General features: G+C 61.0%; 22 protein-coding genes and 1 pseudogene. 16 read left to right on the forward strand and 7 right to left on the reverse strand.

Features of this window, described 5'->3' with window-relative positions:
- The first annotated feature begins 16 nt into the window (after window positions 1-16).
- Window positions 17-910, forward strand: coding sequence for an NAD-dependent epimerase/dehydratase family protein (locus ACKLNA_RS17345; protein WP_408986574.1), 894 nt, complete (start codon window positions 17-19; stop codon window positions 908-910).
- A gap of 135 nt (window positions 911-1,045) precedes the next feature.
- Here the strand turns inward: ACKLNA_RS17345 and ACKLNA_RS17350 are convergent, their stop codons facing one another.
- Entirely contained in the window at window positions 1,046-1,324 is a 279-nt protein-coding gene (locus ACKLNA_RS17350) for a hypothetical protein (RefSeq protein WP_408986575.1), read from the reverse strand.
- Window positions 1,325-1,464: 140 nt separating this feature from the next.
- Here ACKLNA_RS17350 and ACKLNA_RS17355 point away from each other — a divergent pair, with 140 nt between their 5' ends.
- The 4 genes from ACKLNA_RS17355 (at window position 1,465) to ACKLNA_RS17370 (ending at window position 5,635) form a co-directional block, all read left to right on the forward strand.
- Entirely contained in the window at window positions 1,465-2,814 is a 1,350-nt protein-coding gene (locus ACKLNA_RS17355) for a GntP family permease (RefSeq protein WP_408986576.1), read from the forward strand.
- A 15-nt stretch (window positions 2,815-2,829) separates the two neighbouring features.
- Window positions 2,830-3,690 (forward strand): MurR/RpiR family transcriptional regulator, encoded by an 861-nt coding sequence (locus tag ACKLNA_RS17360; RefSeq protein ID WP_408986577.1) that lies wholly within the window; start codon window positions 2,830-2,832, stop codon window positions 3,688-3,690.
- A gap of 1 nt (window position 3,691) precedes the next feature.
- Entirely contained in the window at window positions 3,692-5,149 is a 1,458-nt protein-coding gene (locus ACKLNA_RS17365) for an N-acyl-D-amino-acid deacylase family protein (RefSeq protein WP_408986578.1), read from the forward strand.
- A 117-nt stretch (window positions 5,150-5,266) separates the two neighbouring features.
- Entirely contained in the window at window positions 5,267-5,635 is a 369-nt protein-coding gene (locus ACKLNA_RS17370; RefSeq protein WP_085734057.1) for a glyoxalase superfamily protein, read from the forward strand.
- On the opposite strand, the gene ACKLNA_RS17375 is transcribed toward ACKLNA_RS17370, so the two are convergent.
- Entirely contained in the window at window positions 5,632-6,660 is a 1,029-nt protein-coding gene (locus ACKLNA_RS17375; protein WP_408986579.1) for an AraC family transcriptional regulator ligand-binding domain-containing protein, read from the reverse strand. The genes ACKLNA_RS17370 and ACKLNA_RS17375 overlap by 4 nt on opposite strands.
- A gap of 211 nt (window positions 6,661-6,871) precedes the next feature.
- Between ACKLNA_RS17375 and ACKLNA_RS17380 the strand changes: the two genes are divergently transcribed.
- The 8 genes from ACKLNA_RS17380 to ACKLNA_RS17415 all read left to right on the forward strand — a co-directional run bounded on the left by ACKLNA_RS17380 (window position 6,872) and on the right by ACKLNA_RS17415 (window position 17,238).
- Window positions 6,872-8,467, forward strand: a complete 1,596-nt coding sequence (locus tag ACKLNA_RS17380; RefSeq protein WP_408986580.1) for an FAD-binding oxidoreductase — start codon at window positions 6,872-6,874, stop codon at window positions 8,465-8,467.
- Between the two features lie 5 nt (window positions 8,468-8,472).
- Window positions 8,473-10,068, forward strand: a complete 1,596-nt coding sequence (locus ACKLNA_RS17385) for a glycerol-3-phosphate dehydrogenase/oxidase (protein ID WP_408986581.1) — start codon at window positions 8,473-8,475, stop codon at window positions 10,066-10,068.
- Between the two features lie 20 nt (window positions 10,069-10,088).
- Window positions 10,089-11,657 (forward strand): FGGY-family carbohydrate kinase, encoded by a 1,569-nt coding sequence (locus ACKLNA_RS17390; protein ID WP_408986582.1) that lies wholly within the window; start codon window positions 10,089-10,091, stop codon window positions 11,655-11,657.
- A 116-nt stretch (window positions 11,658-11,773) separates the two neighbouring features.
- Window positions 11,774-13,060 (forward strand): phospholipase, encoded by a 1,287-nt coding sequence (locus tag ACKLNA_RS17395; RefSeq protein ID WP_408986583.1) that lies wholly within the window; start codon window positions 11,774-11,776, stop codon window positions 13,058-13,060.
- Window positions 13,061-13,105: 45 nt separating this feature from the next.
- Window positions 13,106-15,064, forward strand: a complete 1,959-nt coding sequence (locus ACKLNA_RS17400) for a DUF1302 domain-containing protein (protein ID WP_408986584.1) — start codon at window positions 13,106-13,108, stop codon at window positions 15,062-15,064.
- A 32-nt stretch (window positions 15,065-15,096) separates the two neighbouring features.
- Window positions 15,097-16,470: a DUF1329 domain-containing protein gene (locus ACKLNA_RS17405; RefSeq protein ID WP_408986585.1), complete on the forward strand. Its 1,374-nt coding sequence runs from the start codon at window positions 15,097-15,099 to the stop codon at window positions 16,468-16,470.
- 94 nt (window positions 16,471-16,564) lie between these two features.
- Window positions 16,565-16,810: a FitA-like ribbon-helix-helix domain-containing protein gene (locus ACKLNA_RS17410; RefSeq protein WP_248738370.1), complete on the forward strand. Its 246-nt coding sequence runs from the start codon at window positions 16,565-16,567 to the stop codon at window positions 16,808-16,810.
- A complete protein-coding gene (locus ACKLNA_RS17415; protein WP_248738369.1) occupies window positions 16,807-17,238 on the forward strand; it encodes a type II toxin-antitoxin system VapC family toxin in 432 nt (143 codons plus the stop codon). Before ACKLNA_RS17410 ends, ACKLNA_RS17415 begins: the two co-directional genes overlap by 4 nt.
- Before the next feature lie 99 nt (window positions 17,239-17,337).
- Here the strand turns inward: ACKLNA_RS17415 and ACKLNA_RS17420 are convergent, their stop codons facing one another.
- Both ACKLNA_RS17420 and ACKLNA_RS17425 read right to left on the reverse strand, forming a co-directional pair.
- Window positions 17,338-18,201, reverse strand: coding sequence for a methyl-accepting chemotaxis protein (locus tag ACKLNA_RS17420; protein WP_371321019.1), 864 nt, complete (start codon window positions 18,199-18,201; stop codon window positions 17,338-17,340).
- Window positions 18,202-18,243: 42 nt separating this feature from the next.
- Window positions 18,244-19,257, reverse strand: a pseudogene (locus ACKLNA_RS17425) (methyl-accepting chemotaxis protein); the annotation flags it as partial.
- 254 nt (window positions 19,258-19,511) lie between these two features.
- Between ACKLNA_RS17425 and ACKLNA_RS17430 the strand changes: the two are divergent.
- Both ACKLNA_RS17430 and ACKLNA_RS17435 read left to right on the forward strand, forming a co-directional pair.
- Complete coding sequence (locus ACKLNA_RS17430) at window positions 19,512-20,183, forward strand: histidine phosphatase family protein (RefSeq protein WP_408986586.1); 672 nt, start codon at window positions 19,512-19,514, stop codon at window positions 20,181-20,183.
- Window positions 20,180-21,001: a phosphatase PAP2 family protein gene (locus tag ACKLNA_RS17435; protein WP_408986587.1), complete on the forward strand. Its 822-nt coding sequence runs from the start codon at window positions 20,180-20,182 to the stop codon at window positions 20,999-21,001. Before ACKLNA_RS17430 ends, ACKLNA_RS17435 begins: the two co-directional genes overlap by 4 nt.
- Before the next feature lie 64 nt (window positions 21,002-21,065).
- On the opposite strand, the gene ACKLNA_RS17440 is transcribed toward ACKLNA_RS17435, so the two are convergent.
- From ACKLNA_RS17440 to ACKLNA_RS17450, 3 genes are all read right to left on the reverse strand, one after another.
- On the reverse strand, window positions 21,066-22,502 hold the full coding sequence (locus tag ACKLNA_RS17440; protein ID WP_408986588.1) for an ArnT family glycosyltransferase: 1,437 nt from the start codon (window positions 22,500-22,502) through the stop codon (window positions 21,066-21,068).
- A 69-nt stretch (window positions 22,503-22,571) separates the two neighbouring features.
- Entirely contained in the window at window positions 22,572-23,159 is a 588-nt protein-coding gene (gene rimJ, locus ACKLNA_RS17445; RefSeq protein WP_408986589.1) for a ribosomal protein S5-alanine N-acetyltransferase, read from the reverse strand.
- 236 nt (window positions 23,160-23,395) lie between these two features.
- A complete protein-coding gene (locus tag ACKLNA_RS17450; protein ID WP_408986590.1) occupies window positions 23,396-23,761 on the reverse strand; it encodes a DUF6124 family protein in 366 nt (121 codons plus the stop codon).
- 427 nt (window positions 23,762-24,188) lie between these two features.
- Here ACKLNA_RS17450 and ACKLNA_RS17455 point away from each other — a divergent pair, with 427 nt between their 5' ends.
- Complete coding sequence (locus tag ACKLNA_RS17455) at window positions 24,189-24,734, forward strand: hypothetical protein (protein ID WP_408986591.1); 546 nt, start codon at window positions 24,189-24,191, stop codon at window positions 24,732-24,734.
- The last annotated feature ends 709 nt before the right edge of the window (window positions 24,735-25,443 follow it).

The following is a 25,443-nucleotide window of genomic DNA, read 5'->3' on the forward strand; positions in this document are numbered from 1 at the left end:
CGCAGGGAGTTTCTCCATGAACGTATTCGTCACCGGCGCTGCCGGTTTTATCGGCGGCTCCATCGCTACCGGTCTGGTCCAGGCCGGCCACACCGTCACCGGTCTGGTGCGCAGCGCCGAACAGGCCAATGAGCTGAAAGCACTGGGCATCACCCCGGTGATCGGCACCCTCGACGACAAGGCACTGCTGACCGAACAGGCTCGCGCCGCCGACGCTGTGATCAACGCCGCCAGCAGCGACCATCGTGGTGCCGTCGAAGCCTTGCTCGATGCCCTGCGCGGCTCGAACAAAGTGTTCCTGCACACCAGCGGTTCGAGCATCGTCGGTGATGCCTCGGGCGGCAAATCCAGCGACGTCATCTACTTCGAAGACAACCTGCCGGAGCCGACCGTCGACAAGGCTGCACGCGTGGCCATCGACAATCTGATCCTCGCGGCAGCGAAGGACGGGGTGAACTCGGCAGTGATCTGTAACACCCTGATTTACGGCCACAGCCTGGGCGTCAATCGCGACAGCGTGCAACTGCCGCGCCTGCTGAAACAGGCGCGCAAAAGCGGCGTGGTGCGTCACGTCGGCACCGGTCAGAACATCTGGTCCAACGTGCACATCGAAGACGTGGTGGCGCTGTACCTGCTGGCCCTGACCAAAAACGTCCCGGGCACGTTCTACTTTGTCGAAAGCGGCGAAGCGTCGTTCATCGACATGACCACCGCCATGGCCGAAGCCCTGAATCTGGGCGAGCCACAAGACTGGCCGCTGAAAGACGCCGAAGCCGAATGGGGCTACGAAATGGCCAACTATGGCCTGGGTTCCAACAGCCGGGTACGCGGCAAACACGCCCGCGAACTGCTGGGCTGGGCGCCGAAGCGCACGTCGGTGGTTGAATGGATTCGTAACGAAATGGTGTGAGGGTTGATTAAACCCGAGAGGGCTTTGCGACTAACCTGTGAACGGCTGCCTTTGGGCAGCCGTTTGTGTTTTTGGATTTGTCTTGGCGCCGAGATTGAGTGAATTCGCCACTTTTTCAGTAACTGAATGACGACTCTATTTGGCCAGAGAAAGGTGCAAAAATTTGCTGTCCTTGAGCTTCAGCTTGCGTTCAATCGATTCGACGCTTTGACCCGTTTCGATGGCTGTCGAACTGGCAATCGCGCGTATCAACGCTTCGGCAGTGAGCTTTTTGGGGCGGCGGCGCGAAGCAGTCATGAAAGGAACTCGATAGGAAGCGTCAGCCGAGTATAGCGTCTTGACTGATGTTGAAAACCTTGTGGCTTGGGCGAAACCTTCAGCCGGGTCATGAAAATCCCACCCCGCGATTTTCATTATTCGCGACAGGACATACCAAAAAACGACAACCCTTATCCCTCCACGAAAATTACTTTCACTTCGTTTGAAAACTCGATCTCGAAATGATTTATGAGTTTCACAAACCATTCGAACGTGACCCTTTCGAGGAGTACCGCATGACACCGTCCTTCGGCTATTGGCTGCTGGTGTACGCCGCCGTTGCCATCATCGCCCTGATCGTTCTGATCGCTCGTTACCGGCTCAATCCGTTCATTGTCATCACCCTGATTTCCATCGGCCTGGCGCTGGTAGCGGGGATGCCGCCGTCCGGTGTGGTGGGGGCGTATGAGGCCGGGGTGGGCAAGACGCTGGGGCACATTGCGCTGGTGGTGGCGCTGGGGACGATGCTCGGCAAGATGATGGCCGAGTCCGGTGGCGCCGAGCAGATGGCGCGCACGTTGATCGAACGTTTTGGCGAGAAGAACGCGCACTGGGCGATGGTGTGCATCGCGTTTCTGGTGGGGCTGCCGCTGTTTTTCGAAGTCGGTTTCGTGTTGCTGGTGCCGATTGCCTTTACCGTGGCACGGCGGGTCGGGGTGTCGATTCTGATGGTCGGTCTGCCGATGGTCGCGGGGCTCTCGGTGGTGCATGCGCTGGTGCCGCCGCACCCGGCGGCGATGCTGGCGGTGCAGGCTTATCAGGCATCGGTCGGGCAGACCTTGCTGTACGCGATTGCCATCGGTATTCCGACGGCGATCATTGCCGGCCCCCTGTACGCCAAATTCATCGTGCCGCGCATTCAGTTGCCGGCGGATAACCCGCTGGAAAAACAATTCCTCGACCGCGAGCCGCGCGACAGGCTGCCGGGTTTCGGCATCACCATGGCGACCATTCTGTTGCCGGTGGTGCTGATGCTGATTGGCGGCTGGGCCAATCTGATTTCCACGCCGGGCAGCGGTTTCAACCAGTTTCTGCTGTTCATCGGCAATTCGGTGATCGCGCTGTTGCTGGCGACACTGTTGAGTTTCTGGACGCTGGGCCTGGCCCAGGGTTTCAACCGTGAATCGATCCTGAAATTCACCAATGAGTGCCTGGCGCCGACCGCCAGCATCACCTTGCTGGTGGGGGCCGGTGGCGGCCTGAACCGGATACTGGTGGACGCCGGTGTCACCGATCAGATCGTCGGCCTGGCCCACGAATTCCACCTGTCGCCGCTGATCATGGGCTGGTTGTTCGCCGCGTTGATGCGCATCGCCACCGGTTCGGCCACCGTCGCGATGACCACGGCTTCCGGCGTGGTGGCGCCAGTGGCCATCGGTCTGGGTTATCCACACCCGGAACTGCTGGTGCTGGCGACCGGCGCGGGCTCGGTTATCTTTTCCCACGTCAACGACGGCGGCTTCTGGTTGATCAAGGAATACTTCAACATGACGGTGGCCCAGACGTTCAAGACCTGGACGGTGCTGGAAACCCTGATCTCGGTTGTCGCATTCGCCCTGACCGTCGGTCTTTCTTACCTGCTGTAGTCGGAGCTTTCCGCCATGGACATCCTCTATCAGATCCGCGCCCGTCAGGATTCTTTCAGCGCCGGTGAAGGACGCATCGCCCGTCTGATGCTCGACGACGTAGGATTTGCCGCCTCTGCCAGCCTTGATGAGCTGGCACAAAGAGCCGAAGTCAGCACCGCCACGCTGTCGCGTTTCGCCCGTACCGTCGGTTGTCGCGACCTGCGCGATCTGCGCCTGCAACTGGCTCAGGCCAGTGGCGTCGGCAGCCGCTTCCTGGACCCTGCGGGCACGCCCGAGCAGTCGGCGTTTTACGGGCAGATCGTTGGCGATATCGAAACCACCTTGCGCCAGCATCTGGCGGCGTTCGACGAATCGCGTTTCGCCGATGCGGTGAAGCTGTTGGGTCAGGCGCGGATGATCCACGCCTTCGGCATCGGCGGTTGCTCGACCTTGTGCAGTGATGAGTTGCAGGTGCGGCTGGTGCGTCTCGGCTATCCGATTGCGGTGTGCCACGACGCGGTGATGATGCGCGTCACCGCCGCCAGCCTCAGCACCGAGCAGGTGGTGATCGTCTGTTCGCTGACCGGCCTCACTCCGGAACTGCTGGAAACCGTGGCGCTGGCGCGCAACTACGGCGCGCGGATTCTCGCCATCACCCGCGCCGACTCGCCGCTGGCGGAACTGGCCGATATCGTCCTGCCGCTGCAAGGCGCCGAGACCTCGTTCATCTACAAACCGACGGCGGCGCGCTACGGCATGCTGCTCGCCATCGACGTGCTGGCCACCGAGCTGGCGCTGGCCAATCCTGAAGACAATCAAGAACGTCTGCGGCGGATCAAACTCGCCCTCGACGAATACCGTGGCGGCGACGATCACCTGCCGCTGGGAGACTGACATGCTGTACGACACACTGATTCGCAATGCCCTGGTCATCGACGGCAGCAACACTCCCGGTTACGCCGCCGACGTGGCAATCTTCGACGGCCGTATCGCGCGCATCGGCGATCTGGGCGATACCCGCGCTACCGAAGAGATCGACGCCGCCGGCCGCGTGCTGGCGCCGGGCTTCATCGACGTGCACACCCACGACGACACCGTGGTGATCCGCCAGCCGCAGATGCTGCCCAAGCTCAGTCAGGGCGTGACCACGGTGATTGTCGGCAACTGCGGGATCAGTGCGGCGCCGGTCAGTTTACGCGGTGATCCGCCGGATCCGATGAACCTGCTCGGCACTGCGGCGGCGTTCGTCTACCCTCGATTCAGCGATTACCGCGCAGCGGTGGAAGCGGCCAATACCACGCTGAACGTCGCAGCGCTGGTCGGCCACACAGCGCTGCGCAGCAATCACCTCGATGATCTGTTTCGCACGGCGACCGACGATGAAATCGCCGCGATGCGCGAGCAGTTGCGTGAAAGCCTGGAGGCAGGCGCCCTTGGTTTATCCACAGGGCTGGCGTATGCGAGCGCGTTCTCCGCGTCCACCGATGAAGTCATGCAACTGACCGAAGAGCTGACGGCGTTCGGTGCGGTGTACACCACCCATCTGCGCAGTGAATTCGAACCGGTACTGGAGGCCATGGACGAAGCCTTTCGCATCGGCCGCCACGCCCGCTCGCCGGTGATCGTTTCCCACCTCAAGTGTGCCGGCGTGGGCAACTGGGGACGCAGCCCGCAGTTGCTCGCGTCGCTGGAAGAAGCGGCGAAAACCCACCCGGTCGGCTGTGATTGCTACCCCTACGCGGCGAGTTCTTCGACGCTGGACCTCAAACAAGTTACCGATGCTCACCGCATCACCATTACCTGGTCGACACCCCATCCTGAAACGGGCGGTCGCGATTTGATCGACATCGCCGCCGAGTGGAATCTGTCATTGCTCGACGCCGCCAGACGCCTGCAACCGGCGGGCGCGGTGTATTACGGCATGGACGAGAACGACGTGCGCCGCATTCTCGCCCATCCGCTGACGATGGTCGGTTCCGACGGTTTGCCGGAAGACCCGTTCCCCCACCCACGTCTGTGGGGCGCCTTCCCACGGGTGCTCGGCCATTTCAGTCGCGACGTCGGCCTGTTTCCGCTGCACACCGCCGTGCACAAGATGACCGGTCTTTCGGCGGCGCGCTTCGGCTTGAAGGAGCGCGGCGAGATTCGCGAAGGACACTGGGCGGATCTGGTGTTGTTCGACCCCGCGACCGTGCGTGACGTGGCGGATTTCAACGACCCGCAACGTGCCGCCCAAGGCATCGATGGCGTGTGGATCAATGGCGTGCTGAGTTACCGCGACGGCCAGGCCAACGGGCAAAGGCCAGGGCGGTTCCTGGCACGGCAAGGCGATCTGCGCGACGGCTTTCGTTGAATTTTGCTGACTGTGTCACGGTGATGGCACATTGCGATTAAAGAAAGCCATCACCAAGCCGAATTGCTGACATCCACCCCGGCTACACTCTGGGGCCAATCAGTCAGGGAGCACCCCATGAGCTTCGGCAAAACCACCCCGATCCTGCGGATTTTCGATGAAGCCAAGGCCTTGGAGTTCTATGTCGACTTCCTCGGTTTCAAGATCGATTGGCAGCATCGTTTCGAACCCGGTTTCCCGTTGTATCTGCAAGTCTCCCGGGGCGAATGTGTGCTGCATCTGTCCGAGCACCACGGCGATGCGACACCGGGTTCGGCCCTGCGGATCGAGACCGATGAGCTGGAGGCGTTCCAGCAGCAACTGCTGGCCAAGAACTACAAGTTCTCGCACCCGGGCATTCAGGCCATGCCGTGGGGCAGCCAGGACATGACTATCGCCGACCCGTTCGGCAATCGTCTGGTGTTCACCAACGCGATCAGCCTCTAGCTGTCGTTCGATACCCGGTGAGTCTGCCGAAACTCGCCGGGCGGCATGCCGCGCCGGCTCTTGAAGGTGCGGTGAAACGAGCGCGGTTCGGTGAAGCCCAGATACTGGGCGATGTCCTGAATCGGCAAGGTGCTGTTGAGCAGGTAATGCTCGGCCAGCTCCTGGCGCAGGTCATCGAGAATCTGCTGATACGACGTGCCGGCCTGATGCAACTGGCGTTGCAGCGTGCGAACCGAGACAGCCAAATGCTCGGCCACCTGTTCCTTGCGCGGCAGGCCTTCCTTGAGCAACTGGCGCAGGATGCTTTTGACCCGCTGCTCCAGCGACGCATCCTCCAGTGTCGCCATCAGGCTTTGAGCGTGTTCTTCCAGGGTGCGCAGCAAATGCGCATCGGCCTGGCGCAACGGCAACTGCAAATACGGCAGCGGCACGACCAGCGCGGAATACGCCTGATCGAACAGCACCGGGCATTCAAAAAACTGTTCGTACTGTTCCAGCGTCGTATCCGCCGGGCGTGAGTGCTCCAGCCACACGGCAGCCGGAGACAACTGGGTGTCGGCGATCCAGCGTGCATATTGCAGCCAGGAGCCGAGCACGTTTTCCACCAGATGCCGGCGGATCCGCGGGCGTTCAAAACGGCAGCTCCAGATCAGGTGCACGTGGCTGTCCTGCACCTCGGCGCGGCTGACGCCCATGTCGCCCACCAGTTTTTCGAAGGGCATGATGCGGCTCATGGCGTCGCCCAGTGTCGCGCAGTTCATGGTGATGTAGCCCAGCACGCTCCAGGAGTTGGGCAACACGAAATTCGCCGCGTTGAGGCCGAACAGCGGATCGCCCGAGTGTTCGCAGAAATAATCGAGCAACCGTTCATGGGTTTCACCCGGCAGGCGCAAGCTGTTGTCGCTCAACTGTTGCGCCTGCAACCCGGCCGCCGCCAACGCAGGCTCGATGGCCAGCCCCAGATGTTCGGCATGGCGCAGGTACTTGAGCAGTGGCGGAACGGAGGTGAAGCCGAGCGATTGCATGACCGAATTCCCTTGATCGAAGCCGCCACGGGCGGATGAGCGCCCTGAAAGGTAATTTGAATCCACGACTAAAGTAAATGGCTGACGCTTGCGCGACGTTTGACTCAATTGGCTACTCGAACTGGCCGGATGCGACCGTGACACTTTCGGCCGCCTGACTAGTATGAGGGCCTGAAATCTCACTGATCAGACTGCACAGAAGGACACACGCATGCGACGCTGGAACGGCTGGGGAGATGCAACCACGGTGGTCGAACTGCCGGCCCAGGGCGCAAGTTTTCTTCATGAACGGCTAGGGGAAGGTCGAGCGCTGCCCGACGCAACGCTTGAAGCAGCGCTGGCCCGGGTGCCGGTCTCACGGCTGGCGGAACACGCCTTGTACAGCATCGATGCCCATGATCGTTTGCTGCATGCCCGGGGCCAGAGCCTGCCGGACTGGCTGGCGTTGCGCGAAGGGGCGCTGGGCAACTATCCCGATGCCGTGGCGTTCCCGGAAACCGCCGAACACATCCGCCAGTTGCTGGCGCTCGCCCAGGCGCAGGATCTGTGCCTGATTCCCTACGGCGGCGGCACTTCGGTGGCCGGGCACATCAACCCGCCAGACTCTGCGCGGCCCGTGGTGACGGTGTCTCTGGCGCGGATGAATCGCCTGATCGACCTCGATGAACAAAGCCTGCTGGCGACTTTCGGCCCCGGCGCCAGTGGCCCGCAAGTAGAGAGCCAATTGCGCGCCCGTGGCTACACGCTGGGGCATTTCCCGCAGTCGTGGGAGTTGTCGACGCTGGGCGGCTGGGTGGCCAGTCGTTCCAGTGGTCAGCAGTCGCTGCGCTATGGGCGGATCGAGCAACTGTTTGCCGGCGGAACCCTGGAAACCTTTGCCGGGCCGCTAGAGATTCCAACCTTCCCGGCCTCGGCAGCCGGCCCTGATTTGCGCGAAGTGGTGCTGGGTTGCGAAGGGCGTTTCGGGATCATTTCCGAGGTCAAGGTGCGAGTCAGTGCGTTGCCGGCCGACGAGCGTTTCTACGGCGTGTTTTTGCCCAACTGGAGCAAGGCGCTGCAAGCCATTCAACAACTGGCCCAGGCGCGGGTGCCGCTGTCGATGCTGCGTCTCTCCAACGCGGTGGAGACTGAGACCCAACTGGCGCTGGCCGGCCATCCGCAGCAGATCGCCTGGCTGGAAAAGTATCTGAACCTGCGTGGCGCCGGGCAGGGCAAGTGCCTGCTGACCTTCGGCGTGACCGGCAATCGCAAGCAGAATGCGCTGTCCCTGAGTCAGGCCCGCCAGCATCTGAAGGCGTTCGGCGGGGTATTCACCGGCACGCTGCTCGGCAAGAAGTGGGAGCAGAACCGCTTTCGCTTTCCGTATCTGCGGGAGAACCTGTGGAACGCCGGTTATGTGGTCGACACCCTCGAAACAGCCACCGACTGGAGCAACGTCGACAACCTGCTCAACCGGATCGAAAACAGCCTGCGCGATGCGTTGGCGGCCGAGGGTGAACGCGTGCATGTGTTCACTCATCTGTCCCACGTCTACGGCGAAGGTTCGAGCATCTACACCACCTACGTATTTCGCCCGGCAGCGGACTATCCCGCAACGCTATCTCGCTGGAAGGCCCTCAAGCACGCGGCCAGTCAGACCATCGTCGACAACCACGGCACCATCAGCCACCAGCACGGCGTGGGCAAGGATCACGCGCCATACCTGCTGCGCGAAAAGGGCGAACTGGCGATGGACACCCTGCAGGCGCTGAGCCGGCACTTCGACCCGGCCGGGCGCCTGAACCCCGGCACGCTGTTGCAGGAGTGACGGCGATGAGCGCGGACTGGAACGCCGAATGGCGCCAGCAAATCCTGCCGACGTTGGCGGGTGAAACCTGGGATCTGATCGTCATCGGCGGCGGTATCAGCGGCGCCGGCATCCTGCGCGAAGCCGCGCGCCGTGGCTGGCGTTGCCTGCTGCTGGAGCAGCGTGATTTCGCCTGGGGCACGTCCAGTCGATCCTCGAAAATGGTCCATGGCGGTTTGCGCTACATCGCCAAGGGCCAGTGGCGCCTGACCCGGGATTCGGTGCGCGAACGCCAGCGCCTGCTCGACGAAGCACCGGGGCTGGTGGAACCGATGAGTTTCATGATGCCGCACTATCGCGGCGGCTTTCCCGGGCCTCGGGTGCTGGGTGGTTTGTTGTCGGTCTATGACGCATTGGCCGGGCGCCGGGATCATCGTTTCCATGACGCGCAGCAACTGCGATTTCTGGCGCCGGGCGTGAAAGAAAACGACCTGCTGGGCGGCACCTGTTTTGTCGATGCGCTGACCGATGACGCACGGCTGGTGATGCGCGTGTTGAGCGAAGCCCGGGCCGACGGCGCGGTGGTGCTCAACGGCGTGCGTGTCGAACATCTGCTGCGGGAAAACGGGCGGGTGTGCGGCGTTCAGGTCGAGGACTGCGAGGCCGGCGCATCGCTGCAATTGCGGTGTGGTGTGCTGGCGGTGGCCACCGGTGCTTGGGCCGAACGCTTGCGTCCACCCGAGGCGCCCCGCCAGTTGCGCCCGTTGCGTGGCAGTCATTTGCTGCTGCCGGGCTGGCGCTTGCCGGTGGCGCAGGCCTTTACGTTTATGCACGAGCAGGATCGGCGGCCGGTGTTCGTTTTCCCGTGGGAAGGCGCCACGGTGGTCGGCACCACAGACCTCGATCACCGCGAGAATCTGGACCAGAGCGCGAGCATCAGCGCCGAAGAACTCGACTATCTGCTGGCCGCCTGCCGACAGCAGTTTCCCGGCGCTGAAGTGACAGCCGCCGACGTGCTTTCAACCTGGTCCGGCGTGCGCCCGGTGGTGGGCAGTGCAGTGGGTGAGCATCAGGACAAACCGTCGAACGAAACCCGTGAACATGTGCTGTGGCAGGAGCCGGGTTGCGTCACGCTGGCCGGCGGCAAACTCACGACGTTCCGCCCGCAAGCCATCGAAGTGCTCAAGGCCTGCGCCGACATGCTCGGCCGTTCTTTTGATGACGATGCCGCGCCGGTATTTGCCGCCGTGCCGCCACTGGCGATCCCCGGTCTCAGCCCCGGCCAGTGGCGACGTCTGGCCGGGCGACATGGCCGGGACCTGCCGAGGCTGGCGCAACTGCTCGCCGAACTGGGCCATGAAACGGTCGGCGCAACCGACACCTTGTGGGCAGAACTGGCCTTCGCCTGCGAAGCGGAAATGGTCCTGCACCTGGATGACCTGCTGCTGCGCCGCACCCGTCTCGGCCTGTTGCTGCCCCATGGCGGCGCGGAGTATTTCCCGGCCATTCGCCGACTCTGCCAATTACGACTGGGCTGGGACGACGAATACTGGCAACAGGAACAGCAACGCTATCAGGCGTTATGGCAACGCCATCACGGCCTGCCGGAAATCGCGCAGTGATGCCCCTCGAAGAGAGCTCCATGGACAACCACCCGAACAAGCGTTACCTGCTGGCCATCGACAATGGCACCCAGAGCGTGCGCGCGCTGCTCTTCGATTTGCAGGGCAATCTGCTCGGCAAGGGCAAGGTTGAATTGCAAGCCTATTACTCGACGCAGCCGGGCTGGGCCGAGCAGGATCCGGAATATTACTGGGCGAAACTGGGCGAGGCCTGCCAGCAGGTGTGGGCGCAAACCGGCATCGACCGCTCGCAGATTGCCGGGGTTTCCCTGACCACCCAGCGTGGCACGGTGATCAACGTCGATGCGCAGGGTAAACCGCTGCGCCCGGCGATTCTCTGGCTCGATCAGCGCCAGAGCGAAGTCGAAGGCGGGATCAAGGGACCGTGGGGCTGGCTGTTCAAACTGGCCGGCGCGCAGGCCACCGTGGATTACTTTCGCGCCCAGGCCGAAGCCAACTGGATCGCCTGCCATCAGCCAGAGGTGTGGGCGGCGACCGACAAGTTTTTGCTGCTTTCGGGGTTTCTCACGCATCGCCTGTGCGGGCGCTTTGTCGACTCGGTGGGTTGTTGCGTCGGTTACCTGCCGTTCGACTTCAAACGTCTGCGCTGGGCCGCTCCACGTGACTGGAAATGGCAGGCGCTGGCGGTACGTCCCGAGCAACTGCCGACCTTGCACAAACCCGGTGAAACCCTCGGCCATATCAGCGCCGAAGCCAGTCGCCACACCGGCATTCCCGAAGGCATTCCGCTGATCGCGGCGGGCGCCGACAAGGCTTGTGAAGTGCTCGGCTCCGGCGTCGTTGACTCGGGCACGGTGTGCCTGTCCTACGGCACCACGGCGACGATCACCAGCACCCGCTCGCGCTATCTGGAAATCGTCCCGTTGATTCCGCCGTACCCGTCGGCGGTGCCGGATCAGTACAACTGCGAGGTGATGATTTATCGCGGCTACTGGATGGTCAGCTGGTTCAAGAACGAGTTCGGCCTGCGGGAAATGCAGCAGGCCAGGGAGCAGGGCATCGAGCCCGAGCAGCTGTTCGACGCACTGGTCGAAGCGGTGCCACCGGGCTCGATGGGATTGATGCTGCAACCGTACTGGTCGCCGGGGATTCGCGAGCCGGGTGTCGAAGCCAAAGGCGCGATGATTGGCTTCGGTGACGTGCACACCCGCGCGCACATTTACCGGGCGATCCTCGAAGGTCTGGCCTATGCGTTGCGTCAGGGCATGGAGAAAATCGAGAAGCGCTCGAAGATCTCTGTCACGCGTCTGCGGGTGGCTGGCGGTGGCTCGCAAAGTGATGCGGCGATGCAACTGACGGCGAACATTTTCGGCCTGCCGGCGGAGCGTCCGCACGTCTATGAAGCTTCCGGTCTGGGGGCGGCGATTTGTTGTGCGGTGGGGCTCGGGCTGCACGCGGATTTCCCTTCGGCGATAGCGGCGATGACCCGGGTTGGTGCTGTGTTTCTGCCGCAGCCCGAGGCGCAAAAGGTGTATGAGCGACTGTACAGAGACGTGTATCTGCGCATGTACCGGCAGCTCAAGCCGTTGTATCAGAGCATCCGCAAGATCACCGGTTACCCGGCCTGAATGAACAGCGCACGTGGCGCTATCGGAGAACTTTTCTGGTGAGATCGGACAGTGTCAGGGGCGGGGTCGATTGTTAGGCTCGATCCCCACGGCACACATAACAAGAACCAGAAGCAATGAAGCTGATCTCCCTCCTGCTGCTTTGCGCAATGGCCCCGACGGCGTGGGGCTGGTCGAACCATACGGTGGGCAGCTACCTGGCGTTGCAGGATCTGCCGGCGTTGCGCGATGCACCAACCGTCGAAGTCGAACCGCTGGAGCAGTTTCTCTCCGAGCAATACCCGGCCATCATCGTGTTGCTCGATGAGCAGGAACGCTTCGCCCGCGAGCACTTCAAGCAATACCCGCCGCGCCCCGACAACCTCAAATTGCCCGCCACGCCGAGCGACAATCTGCGCCACGACTTCCTCACTGCGCTGCGGATCAATCCGCTGATCCATCTGGCGATGGTCATCCAGCCGTTGCCGGGCAAGGACCTGCCCGAGCGCGAGCATCTGCAGGCCGATCAGGTGATGGTCGAACAGACGCTTTCGCCGTGGAATCGCCAGCGTTTCATCCGCGTGGCCGATCACGAAAAAGTCGCGCCCCTGGCCGTGCTGGCGAGCGCCGCCGATGAGCCGGACTACGGCCACGACATCAATCTGTTCAGCGACAACCCCGGCGAAGTCGCCGCGTCGTACGGCTTCGGCCCGCAGCCGTTTGGCGATGCGCGCTTCCAGTACAGCTCCCAGGCGCCGTTCCATATGGGCTTCTTCCATGAAAGCCCGGTGGTATACGCGGCTGCCGGATTTCTCGAGCGCAGCTGGCCGGACTGGCGCGCGTATCAATACATGGGGCTGGCGCGGCTGGCGTTTGCCACAGGTCATTCCTACTGGGGTTATCGCTTTCTCGGCTGGGGCCTGCACCACGTTCAGGACCTGACCCAGCCGTATCACGCCAAGCCGTTGCCGGGCCTCGAACTGCCGAGCCTTCTGCTGCTGGAGGGCAAGGCCCTGGCCGGTTTTGCGGAGGACAAACAGGCGTCCATCGAACGGGTCGCGACCCGCCACATGGAAGTCGAGAAATACCAGTCGACCTGGCTGCGTCGTGTGCTGCGCGCCGGTCAGCCGCATCCGATGCTCGACGCTTACGCCGATGCCGCCGGGGACGCGCATTACCCGCCGTACTCCGTGGACTACCTGCGTGAAGTGGTGAGCGCCGAGTCCGTCGACGACTCTGCCGCCTTCGATGACGCCATCGGCCAATGGCTGGAAACGGCGCCGGTCACCAGCGATTTCAGCGCCGGCAATCAGTTGCAGCAAGAGAATTTCGACCATCCGGAACTGAATCGGCAACTACTCAGACTGCTCGGCCATTTCGGCGCCCACAGCCGGATTTATGTCAGCGCGGGACTGGCGCCATAAGCATCGCGGCAACACACAACAATAAGAACAGGGAAGGAGGAACAGATGATCAACACTCGATTGCGCCTGTCTGGCGTAGCACTCCCCGGTGTCGGTTTGGCAGGGTTGCTGCAACTCTGCGCAGTCGACGCGGTGCAGGCCGCCGAGTTCAGCGTGCTGGACAATCAAGTCACCGGCTCGCTCGACACGACCTTGTCCTATGGCCGCTTGTGGCGGGTGCAGGGCCGGGACAAGAACAACGATGACGTCAACACCAACGACGGCAATCGCAACTTCGACACCGGGCTGGTTTCCGAGGTGTACAAGATCACCTCGGAGCTGGAAGCCAACTACCAGAACTACGGGATGTTCCTGCGCGGCACGGCGTTCTACGACACCCAGTTGATGGACAAGCGCAACGACTACTACCACAACAACAGCCCATCGCAACCGAGCCAGAGTTATCCCCAGGACGACCGCTTCACCAGCCAGACCCGCGACATCGCCGGCAGCCGGATCGAGATGCTCGACGCCTACGTCCACGGCAGCTGGGACGTTGCGCAAATGCCGGTGACGGCACGGGTGGGGCGTCAGGTGTTCAACTGGGGCGAGGGGATTTTCTATCGCGGCGGGGTCAACACCACCAACCCGGTGGACGCCGCCAAGTACCGCTTGCCCGGCGCCGAGGTCAAGGAAGTGCTGATGCCGGTGGAGGCGGTCAGCTTCAACATCGGCCTGACCGACAGCCTGACCATGGAGAGCTTCTACCAGACCAACTGGAAGGAAACCCGCATCGACCCGGTCGGCACCTTCTACTCGCAGACCGACCTGTTCGCCGACGGCGGCAACACCGCATACAACAACTTCAGCGGTACCGCGCTCGATACACCGGTGCCGGGGTTCGGCAATGTCATCGGTCTGTACAGCGCACTGGGCAATAACCCTTTGCTCGGCCCGGCGCTGAAATCCACCGGCCTCTACGCCAACGGCGTGACCCCGGCCTACGGCAACACCCTGAAAGTGGCGTCCATCGGCAAGGACTACAACGCGCGCAACGACGGCCAGTTCGGCTTTGCCTTTCGCTACATCGCCGAAGAACTCAACAGCACCGAGTTCGGCCTGTACATGGTCAACTACCACGCCAAGGAACCGACCATCGCCGCCGACCTCGGTGGTTACAAGGGCATCGACATGAATGCCCTGACCAACATGCTCTCCAGCGTCGCCGGCAGTCAGGCCGGGGCCCTCGCCAACGGGCTGGCGACTGCCGATGTGATGGGCAACATCCAGGCCCATCGGCGCTATGCCGAAGACATTCGCATGTACGGTTTCAGTTTCAACACCACGCTGGGCAATGCCTCGGTGTTCGGTGAACTAGCCTATCGACCGAACCTGCCCATCGGCATCGCCGCCACCAACGATTTGATCGGCGACCTGGCCAACGGCGCTGCGGCGGCGGTGTCCGGCAAGGCCATCAACGTCGGCGGGCAAATGGTCACCCTCGACAGCCAGATCAACAACGCCGAGCGGGTGGAGGCGTTCAACACCTCGCTGGGCAGCATCTACAACTTCGGCCCGACGCTGTCGTTCGACTCGATGTTCGGCATCTTCGAACTGGCCTCCGAGCACCTGCGTGGCAGCAGCCTGCAATACACCGCCTACGACGGCAGCACCCGTTACTACGCCGGCACCGGCAACACTTCGTACGTGTCCGGCGGTGATCGCGACGATCAGGTCAACCGCAATTCCTACAGCTACACGGTGATGTTCAACGGCACCTGGAACGACGTGTACGCCGGGATCAACGTCTCGCCCTACGTCGTCTACAAGGACGACTTCAAGGGCAACAGCTACCAGGCCGGCAACGCCATCGACGGGCGCAAGGCGTACACGCTGGGGGTCAAGGCCAATTACCAGAACAAGCTCGAAGCCGAACTGCAGTACACCGAGTTCTGGGGCGGCGGGCAGAACAACGGCATTCGCGACCGCGACAACGTCGGGTTCAACCTCAAGTATTTCTTGTGAGTCCACAGGTTTTTTGAATTCGGAGAACGAACATGTTTCCTGCATCACGACTGACCAAGACCACACTGGCGTTGCTCTTGAGCCTCACCGCCGCAAGCGCACTGGCGGCCATCTCGGCCCAGCAGGCCGAACAACTGAAAACCTCGCTCACCCCCATGGGCGCCGAGCGCGCCGGCAACGCTGCCGGCACCATTCCGGCCTGGACCGGCGGCATCACCCAGGCGCCGGCCGGCTACAAACCCGGCCAGCATCACCCCGATCCGTATGCGGCGGACAAACCGCTGTTCACCATCACCAAGGCCAATCTCGAGCAATACAAGGCGCACCTCAGCCCCGGCCAGATCGCCCTGTTCAACAGCTACCCCGACACCTTCCAGATGCCAATCTACCCATCGCGCCGATCCGGCTCCGCACCGCAATGGCTGTATGACAACACCCTGAAAAATGCGACCTCGGCCAAACTGCTGGAGGGTGGCAGCGGATTTGCCGATGCCTATGGCGGCGTGCCGTTTCCGGTGCCCAAGGATGGGGTCGAAGTGTTGTGGAACCACATCACTCGCTATCGCGGCATCTACGTGGTCCGTCGTGCCTCCGAAGCACCGGTACAACGCAACGGCAGCTTCGCGCTGGTGACCTCGCAGCAGGAAGGCTTCTTCAACTACTACCGCCCGGGCGGCCAGTTCGCCGACCTGAAAAACATCCTGTTCTACTACCTCGCCTTCGTGAAAAGCCCGGCGCGCCTCGCCGGTGGTGCCGCACTGGTGCACGAGACGCTGGATCAACTCAAGGACCCGCGCCAGGCCTGGATCTATGACGCCGGCCAACGCCGCGTCCGCCGCGCACCGAACCTGGCGTACGACACGCCGATCGCTTCCTCCGATGGCCTGCGCACCGCAGACGACACCGACCTGTTCAACGGCTCGCCGGACCGCTTCGACTGGAAGCTCAAGGGCAAACAGGAAATCTACATCCCCTACAACAACTACAAAGTCGGCAGCCCCGACGTGAAATACGCCCAACTCCTGACCCCCGGCCACCTCAACCCGCAATACACCCGCTACGAACTGCACCGGGTCTGGGTGGTGGAAGGCACCCTCAAACCGGGTGCGCGGCATGTCTATTCCAAGCGAGTGCTGTTCCTCGACGAAGACAGCTGGGGCGCCGCGCTGGTCGACCAGTACGACGGGCGAGGGGAGCTGTGGCGCGTATCGATGGCCTACCTGAAAAACTTCTACGACCTGCCCACCACCTGGAGCGCACTGGACGTCTTCCACGACTTGCAGGCCCGCCGGTACTACGTGCAAAACCTGGATAACGAAGAGGCCTCCACCGTCGACTTCTCGCAACCGGTGCCGGAGGATTCGTATTTCATGCCGTCGGCGTTGCGGCAGCGGGGGACGCGGTGAACAGGTAAATCGGCCGTTCGGCAGTTTTTCAAGCTTCAGCAAGATCCAGTGTGCTAGCCTGCAATCAATGATTTCATTGATTGCAGGAGGCATCATGGCCAGCATCACCATTCGAAACCTTGATGAAAAGCTCAAGGAGCAGTTGCGGATCACTGCTGCTCACAATGGACACTCCATGGAAGAAGAGGCTCGTCTGATACTCGGCCGGGCCTTGGCAACAGTTGACCGAGCCGGAGGTCTTGGAAGTCGGATACGTAATAGGTTCAGTGCTGTCGGCGGTGTGGATCTTGATCTGCCTGAGCGTTCAGAGAAAGCTGCCGGGGTGGATTTTTCTGAATGATAGTGCTCGATACCAACGTTCTTTCAGAGTTTATGCGCGTCGAACCTGAGACCCGGGTGCTTACCTGGGTTGATGCTCAACCCTCGATGGATTTGGCAATCAGCGCGATAACGGTGGCAGAAATACTCCACGGAATCGCGCGGCTTCCTTCGGGAAAGCGCAAACAAAATCTTGAAGCCCTTGCCATGGCGATGTTCGAAGAGGATTTCGCCGGACGCATTTTGCCCTTCGATGCTCATGCCGCTGTCGAGTACGCAACACTGGTTGCAGATTGCGAATCAAAGGGGCGAGCCGCATCGATGGCGGATGCACAGATAGCAGCCATCTGTCGAACTCATGGAGTGCCGATTGCTACTCGCAATGTGAAGGATTTTGAGTTCAGCGGGGTTGAGGTGATTAACCCTTGGGTGACCGTAGCTATGCCTTAGCCGTTTATAGCGCTCTGGCAAAAAAGCCCGCGCCCGAAGTGATGATGAATCATTTCGGGCGCGGGCTTTTTGTTGTGAATTGCTATTCGACGCTGAACATCAAACGCGGAAATGACTCACCATCTGCTGCAACTGCCCACCCAACCGCGCCAGTTCAACACTCGACTTGGCCGTCTCATCACTCGCCGCCGCCGTCTGTTCCGACACGTCGCGGACGTTGATGATGCTGCGGCTGATTTCTTCGGCCACGGCGCTTTGCTGTTCGGCGGCTGCGGCGATCTGCTGGTTCATCGACTGGATGTTCGACACCGTGCGGGTGATATTTTCCAGGGAGTCGCCGGCCTTGCGGGTCAGGGCGACGCTGCTGTCGGTCAGGGCGCGGCTGTTGTTCATCACGGCGGAAACCTGTTGCGTGCCGTTCTGCAGACCGGCCACCAGGCCTTCGATTTCTTCGGTGGATTTCTGGGTGCGCTGGGCCAGGCCACGGACTTCGTCGGCGACCACGGCAAAGCCGCGACCGGCTTCACCGGCTCGGGCGGCTTCGATGGCGGCGTTGAGGGCCAGCAGGTTGGTCTGTTCGGCCACGGCCTTGATCACGTCCATGACGCTGCCGATCTTGTCGCTTTCCTGTTGCAGCACGCTCATGGCTTCGGTGGAACGCACCACTTCGCTGGCCAGACGCTCGATCTGGGCGATGGCTTCGTTCACCACTTTGTCGCCTTCACGGGCTTCGCCGTCAGCGGCGGCTGCGGCTTGCGAGGCTTCTTCGGCGTTGCGCGCGACTTCCTGCACGGTGGCGGTCATCTCGTGCATGGCGGTGGCCACCTGATCGGTCTCGACCTTCTGGCTGTTCACGCCGGCGCTGGTCTGTTCGGTGACAGCCGACAGTTCTTCGGCGGCGCTGGCGATCTGGGTCACGCCGTCGCGGATGCCGCTGATCAGGTCGCGCAGGGTCACGCCCATGCGCGCGATGCCTTGTTGCAGCACGCCGAGTTCGTCGCGGCGGGTGACGATCACGTTGTGGCTCAGGTCGCCGCTGGCGATGCGGTCGACCACGGCCATGGTTTCCTGCAACGGGCGGGTGATCTGACGGGTAATGATGAAAGCCGCGATGACGCCCACCAGCAACGCCAGCAAGGTGCTGATCAGCTGCAGTGTGCGAGCCTGAGCGCTTTCGATGTCACGACGGTCGAGCTGGATCTGATACAGCTGCTCGCTCAGGGATACGATCAGGTTGCCTTGGTCGGTCATTTCCTTGCGCGCCTGCACCGCCTCGCTGTTGGCGTTCTTGAACGCCTGCAGGGCACTGCGGTAGTTGGTCAGCGCGGTTTCCAGCTGACGCAGGGTGTCTTGCTGGGTGCTGGAGAAATGCACGCTCAGCTGTTTCAGGCTGGCGATGGCCACATCCAGTTGCCCGACGGCTTTCTGCTCGGTGTCGGCATTGGCGGTGGCGGTGTAGCCGCGCACTTCATAGCGCGCCAGGATGAACGCTTCCTTGGCTTCGGTGATGGCCTGGAACTGTTCGAAGCGTGTATCGCTCAGCGGCATTTGCTGCACGCGGTTGCTGATCGACTCGATCAGGTTGTACGCGGTCTCGGCATTGGCGGCCATGGTGTCGCGCGCCGTGTTACCGGTGCGGTAGGCGTTGCGCATCTTGTTCAGGGACGTCTGGTACTCGGCGATGGTCGCCGCCTGCTCCTTGAGCAGCTTGACGTTCTCCGGGCTCTTGAATTTGCCGATCAGCGCTTGTTGCTGTGCAGCGAAACCGTCGAGGGTGGTCTGCACGTTCTGCGCGGCGGTCTCATCGCCGTTGGTCAGCATGTATTGCAGGCGCACCACGCGCAGCTTGGTCAGGCCGGCGTTCAGCTGGGTGATGTCGCTCATCCAGTTGCTGCGGTCAATCAGGCCGCCGAGGCTGGTCCAGCCGGTCAGGGCGAGGATGCAGGTCAGGGCCAGGACGAGACCGAAACCCAGCCCCAGTTTGAGGTTCACGCTGATGTTGCCGAACCAGCTATTCATCACAATTCCTCCAGAAAACGTTGTGCGTCTTGATCGTCGGTCAGGCTGGAAGATTGTTGTTTTTTTGAGCCAGCAAGGGTGTTAGCAGGACTGTATCGGCCGCAAATCCGAGAGCTGAAAGGATTTTGTCCGACGGAATTTGTAACAAGGGATCCCAAGACTTTTTTCACATGACTTTCACTGGCTGCCCACGGGGGCCTCTGTACCTTCGCCGGATCAAATGACAGTGCTGCGAGCTGGCGAGGCGGATTTTTGTGGAATTGAGACTGAGTCTGTTCGGCGTCAAACGCTCGATCGACCTGAGCGGTTTGGCCCGTTTTCGGAACGCCGGGGTTGTTCTGGCAACCTTGGCGCTGGTGGTGCCATTGACCCTGTGGCTGCTTGCGCCGGCGGCGGTGCCTGATCTGGCCCACGGCAATGTGGCCGGTGCGCAGGCGTTGGCGGCCGGTTGGGCCAAGGGCGACATGATCGTGCTGGTGCGTCACGTCGAGCGCTGCGACCACTCTCCGGCGCCATGCCTGAGCGGCAATGACGGCATCACCGACCGTTCGCGCAGTGTCGCGGTCGCCGTCGGCGCACAGTTCGAGCACCTGGGCCTGAACCATGCCGACATCTACAACAGCCCGATGACCCGCACCGTGCAGACCGCCGGTTACATGTTCAACCACGCGACGACCGGCGAAGACTGGTTGATCAGCTGCAAGGGGCGCATGTTGCAGGACGCGCTCGCGCACAAGGTCCCGGGGCGCAACCTGATCCTGGTCACCCACAGTGAATGCATGGCGCAGCTGGAAAAAGACCTCAAGGCGCCGGCCTCGACCCTCGGTTATGGATCCTCTCTGTTCGTTTCCGCGGCCAACCCGGCGGCTCCGAAAATGCTCGGCTTCATCGAGGCCTCCGACTGGCGCACGGTGTCCACCCGATGACTTCTCGCTTTTACGCTTACAACTTCGGTATCCCGCTGTTTTGTGCTGCTGTGGTGTTTCTGATGTTCGACATGACGAACATCGACATCGCCTTCAGTAATCTGCTGTTCGATCCGCTGACCAATACCTTCCCCCTCGACAAGATTCACTTCTTTGAAAAGCTGACCCACAAGTGGGCGAGGATCATTCCGAACTGGACCGCTGAAATTGCCTTGGTCGGTGCGATGCTGTCGGTGGTCTGGCCGCTGGTCAATCCGCAGAAGCGCCCGGGCCTCGCCGGGTTTCTCGAGCGCAGCAAAGTGGCTCCGGTGCTGCGGTTTGCCGCTGACCATCGCCGGGATTTTCTGTTTGTGGTGGTGGCGTTCGCGGTGTGTACCGGCGTGATCCACTTCCTCAAGGCTCACACCAGCGTTTACTGCCCGATCGAGACGACGCTGTACGGCGGCAAGATGGCGCACATCGAGTGGTACAACAATTTCCAGCTGTTCCATGAGGCTGGCGACGGCCGTTGCTGGCCGGGTGGGCATGCCTCCGGCGGGTTCACCATGCTGGCGTTGTATTTTGTCGCGCGGCGTTATCAGTGGCGCTTCTCCAGCGCCTTGTTGTGGGGCTCGCTGCTGCTCGGTTTCGTCTACGGCACCACACGCGTCCTGCAGGGCTGGCATTACATGTCCCACACGTTCTGGGCCGGTATCTTCGTCTGGTTGGCGTGTTTGCTGACGGCGCTGGCGTTTTATGGACGGGCGCGTCTGGAACTGCCGGTGTTGAGCAAGCGTGAGCGACAGGTGTTCAGTGCACAGCCCGAGGCTGCTCTCTGAAGCGTCGCCACTGAAACGAAAAACCCGCCATCACCGGCGGGTTTTTTGTTGATGCATCGCTGTATCAATAGCCTACGAAGTAGTACGCCTGGCGCCCGACCATCATGGTCTTGAGGACTTTCAACGGGGTGGCGGGTTCGCTGTCGCCTGACATCACCGCGATGTTCGAAGGCGAGGCACTGAGGTAATCCTTCAGTTGCGCATCGGTATCCAGGCCCTTGAGGACGCTCTGGGTATAGAACACGCTGGCGCCGCCGACCCGTTCGTTGGCCTGGAACAGGGCGACTTGGTGGCCGCTGGCTTGCAGGCTCTGAATATGTTCAGTCAGTGGCAGGAACGACAATTCCTTGTCCGCCTTCGGCAGTGCCCATTGTGCGGCACCGAGGTAGCTGGCGATCACCACCGTCAGGATACCGGCCGCCAATGCCTGACGATGACGGGCGATCCATCCGACAAACCCGTTGTTACGGTCCTTCAACCTGTCGAACAGTACGGCTGCATATTCCGCCGCGATCACTGCCGCTGCCGGCGTCATCGACATCAGGTACACCGTGCGCTTGCTCGACGCCAGAGTCAGCATGATGAACTGCGCAACGATCCACAGGCTGAAAAACAGCAGGTAACGATTGGCCTTCAATTGTTTGCGGAAGTGCCACAGCCCCAGGTACACCAGAATGTTCCACGGCAGGAAAGCTTCGGGCAGTTTGGCGATGTAGTAGTAGAACGGCTCATAGTGCCCGGCTTCGACGAAGGAACCGCTGAAACGCCCGACGCTGTTGGTCAGCAAGACTTCTTTGACGGCCTGGGCGCCGCTGTGCTGATAGAGCACCGCGAGCCAGATCAGCAGCGGAATCAGCCCGAGCGCGGTCAACAAACCGGGCCGCAGCCACTCGGTCAGTTTGAAGCGCTTGTCCATCAGGTTGTCGGTCAGCAGGTAAGCGAAAATCACCACCCCCGGCATCGCCAGACCGAGCACGCCTTTGCTCAGGGTGGCGATCGCGATCCCGACCACAAACAGCAACGAGTTGCCGAGGGTCGATGCTCGTTGCGCCTGGAAAAACGCCAGCAGCGCCGTGGTCACGCCGAGTGCGAGCAACGCATCTTCGCCGACCCCGCGCACGTTGCTCCAGTAACTGGCCATGGTCGCCAGCAGAATCCCCGCCGTCCACGCAATCGCTTTCGGCCGTCCGAAGCGCCGCAGCATGCCGTACAGGATCATCACGCTGAGCAGACCGGCCACCGCCGACGCCAGCCGCACCGCCCACGGCGAAACACCGAACACGCGCATGGCACCGGCGTCCAGCCACAGACTCAGTGGCGGTTTCTCCAGAAACGGTTCGCCGAACAGACGGGGCGTCACCCAGTCATCGTCCAGATGCATCTCCATGGCGATGCCGGCGACGCGGGCCTCGGTGGAACCTTGCAATTGATGGTTACCCAACGCGAAGAAAAACAGCAGGGCGGCAAGCAGGAACAGGGAAGTGACGGCACGCGACGACATAGGTTTCAGTTAACCGGAAGGGGCGAGAGGCGAGAGCATACTTCGTCAATGCTTAACAAATTGTAAAACTCACGCGAGTCGTCGCGACCAGCGCTGATCCGGCGCCTCAAACCCCGGATTGACCAGCGCCGTCAGCACATGGTCCTGCCAGCGCCCGGCAATGTTCAGATACGCCTTGGCGTAGCCTTCTTTCTCGAACCCAAGGCGCTCAAGCAGCCGCGCACTGCGTTCGTTGCCGGGAATGTAATTGGCCATGATCCGGTGCAGGTTCTGGGTCTCGAACATGTAGGCGATCGCAGACTCCAGCGCTTCCTGCATCAGACCCTGACCCTGGTGGGCTGCATCGATGTGATAACCCAGATAACAGGCCTGGAACGCGCCACGAATGATCCCGCTGAAGTTGCAGGCGCCGATCATTTGCTCGCCATCCGGAGTCAGCAACGCCATATGCACCGCCAGCCCGGCTTCGAAAGCGCTGGCCTGCACTTCGAGGCGTCGGCGGATCTGTTCGGTGGAGAAGTAGTCGGTGGTGCGGATCGGTGACCACGGGGCGAGATGGCGTTGGTTGCGTTGGTAGAAATCACTTTCCAGAGACGCCTGATCCGGGGAGAGCACCGCGAGCGTCAGGCGTTGGCAGGGGAGGGTCAACAGCGGCATTGGGGGCTCCGGGGGGCGGGGTTGATCGCCAGAATTGCGCGGTGGGCGGGAAAATACAAACGCGTGGCCAAATTCCGGGCAAAAAAAAGCCCGCAGGAGAGCGGGCGAACCGTAGTTTCTTGAATGAGCGAGCGGACTTTACAGCTTTGGCGGAAGCGGAGCAGTGAAGAAAAATTCATCTCGCAGCACCTTCGTTCAAGACGCCAAGTCGCCTGATTTCGGCTCTTTCAAGAGGGTCAGTGGCAGATAACCGGCTTCGAATCGGCCGCCTGCTGCAGTGGATCAAGTTTGCTCAGGGCGCTGCTGACCAGCATCTCCGCCAACCCCGCCAACTGATGCATCGCAACGATCCGCGCACGTTGCACCTCATCCGGTCGATGGACGAGATCATGCGCCATCATATTGAGCGCCGCGAGATTCTGGCTGGCGTGGGTCAACAGCGTGACCAGGTCGACGTCGGGACGCACGCTGAAGATCTGATCAACCGGGAGGAGTCGGGAGTTGCGCCTGCGGGAAACAGTAATGGGGTGATCGGAAGTCGAGATCGTCCTGGACTCGGCAACCGGGGAATTTTCGGATGGATCGTGGGTGTCTTTTTTCATGACCGGACTCCATGTGAGGGTGATCCTTGCGCTTCGGCGGGGTAGTGCCGTTCACCTGTTTGTTGCGAGGGGTGGAGGGTAACCGGGTAGGGGCGGGGGGGCTAGTTCATGGAAGTCGACGCGGGTTGAGGGAAATTTCCTAGGATGCTGGTAGGGAGGAGCGAAGTTCGCTCTCCGGATAAAAAATCCCCAGATGCGACAAGGCCCGTACTTGGCGGGCCTTGACGTTAAGAGTTGGGGTCGGGTCGTTTGAACCAGTCTCTTAAGAGCTTGTAATCATTGACCTAAATTTGTTGGTGATATTTTTGGGATACAAAAAACACGGTACGGCCATTCTCCCGGTTGTATCTACCCCATTATCACGTCTTCACGGCATCAGCTTGCATCTATTATGTGACCATCAGCTAACTGACATCGCGGGGCAAATATGTGGGCATGGATGACAGAACATTTTCTGAGTTGGTGGGCAGCGTTAGCGGCGGTAGGCGTTTTTGGCATATTGAGTGCTTTGAAGCCTGGTGCATTGATCAAGGCATTCATCGATTTCAGGAGAGGACGGGCTCGCATCCGAGTTGATGTTGAGGAAATAGCGGATTTTCATGCAACCCAATTTAGGACGCAGCAGAACCATGAGCCGTACCACGGTTATACCCTACTGGAAAGCCATAAATTTAAGGTTAGAAACATAAGCTCCATTCCTGCTTATGTTGAGGACGTAGGCATCGAGTGTGCGGGCGGGAAACGATTTGTTGCTTGGCGAAATAGTGGTCAATTTCTCAAGAAGATCAATGAGGGCGATCCGGTGAAGATTGAACCGAATGCTTTCGAGCGATTCGTGGTGAGAGTTCCTTTCGACCAAACATTAGGTCCGGTTACACATTGGTTTGTCGTTTTCAACAATGGGACATGGAAAGTTCGATCCAAGAGCTTCCGCGAACGCCTTCCTTCTTGGTTCCCCCTCCGTAAAAGCTGATCAATGCTTCGCCCATCGAATCGCTCGGCTGCCGGGCCCCTGGAGGCTTTAGGATCATACGGGGGCGGAAACCCGCGAGATCTTGGTAGTGGCAGGCCCACCAGCTTACTGAATTTTCAGTCATTGAAATCGAAAGGATCTGGTTGAACAAAGACCATCGTTCCCGCATTCGTAACGATGGTCTTTTGCGTTGATAATTCCGCACACCTTTGACTGTCAACCAATGTAAAATAATTAGCCACCACCAAGGTCACGCGGGTTTATGCCCCGTGTCATTAAGAAATACTCAGGGTCCCCGGCGACCTCACAGTACCTTGTGCGAATGCACTGGTGAACTGCGTGGTCACCTGTTTACTAAGCTGGGCATTTTTCAGCTAACACGTTCCCGCGGGTTTCCGATCCCGTGTCTAAAGGAAAGCCTCAGTAGCCCCAGGCACTAGGAGGGACACACCTGACGTTCGCTGGTGGGATTGATGCTTCCGGGGTGTGGGGGATACATCCCTCCAAATATGGTGTGACTCATGTAATAGCGTGGCGATTATTTGTAAGCTATTGTATTTGTTGAGTATTTTGTAAATTGCATCAACTTTGCACACCAGTCTTGAGGCGTGTAACTCTGCTATCTTGTGTAACGTTTTTGATGCATGAGAAATCAATGAGCGAGGTCATGCCTATGATGCTGAAGGAAAGAGAGCTCCCGCTCCCGCTC

Source organism: Pseudomonas sp. UV AK001 (assembly GCF_046097675.1).
In the GTDB taxonomy this organism is placed as follows: Bacteria; Pseudomonadota; Gammaproteobacteria; order Pseudomonadales; family Pseudomonadaceae; genus Aquipseudomonas; species Aquipseudomonas kribbensis.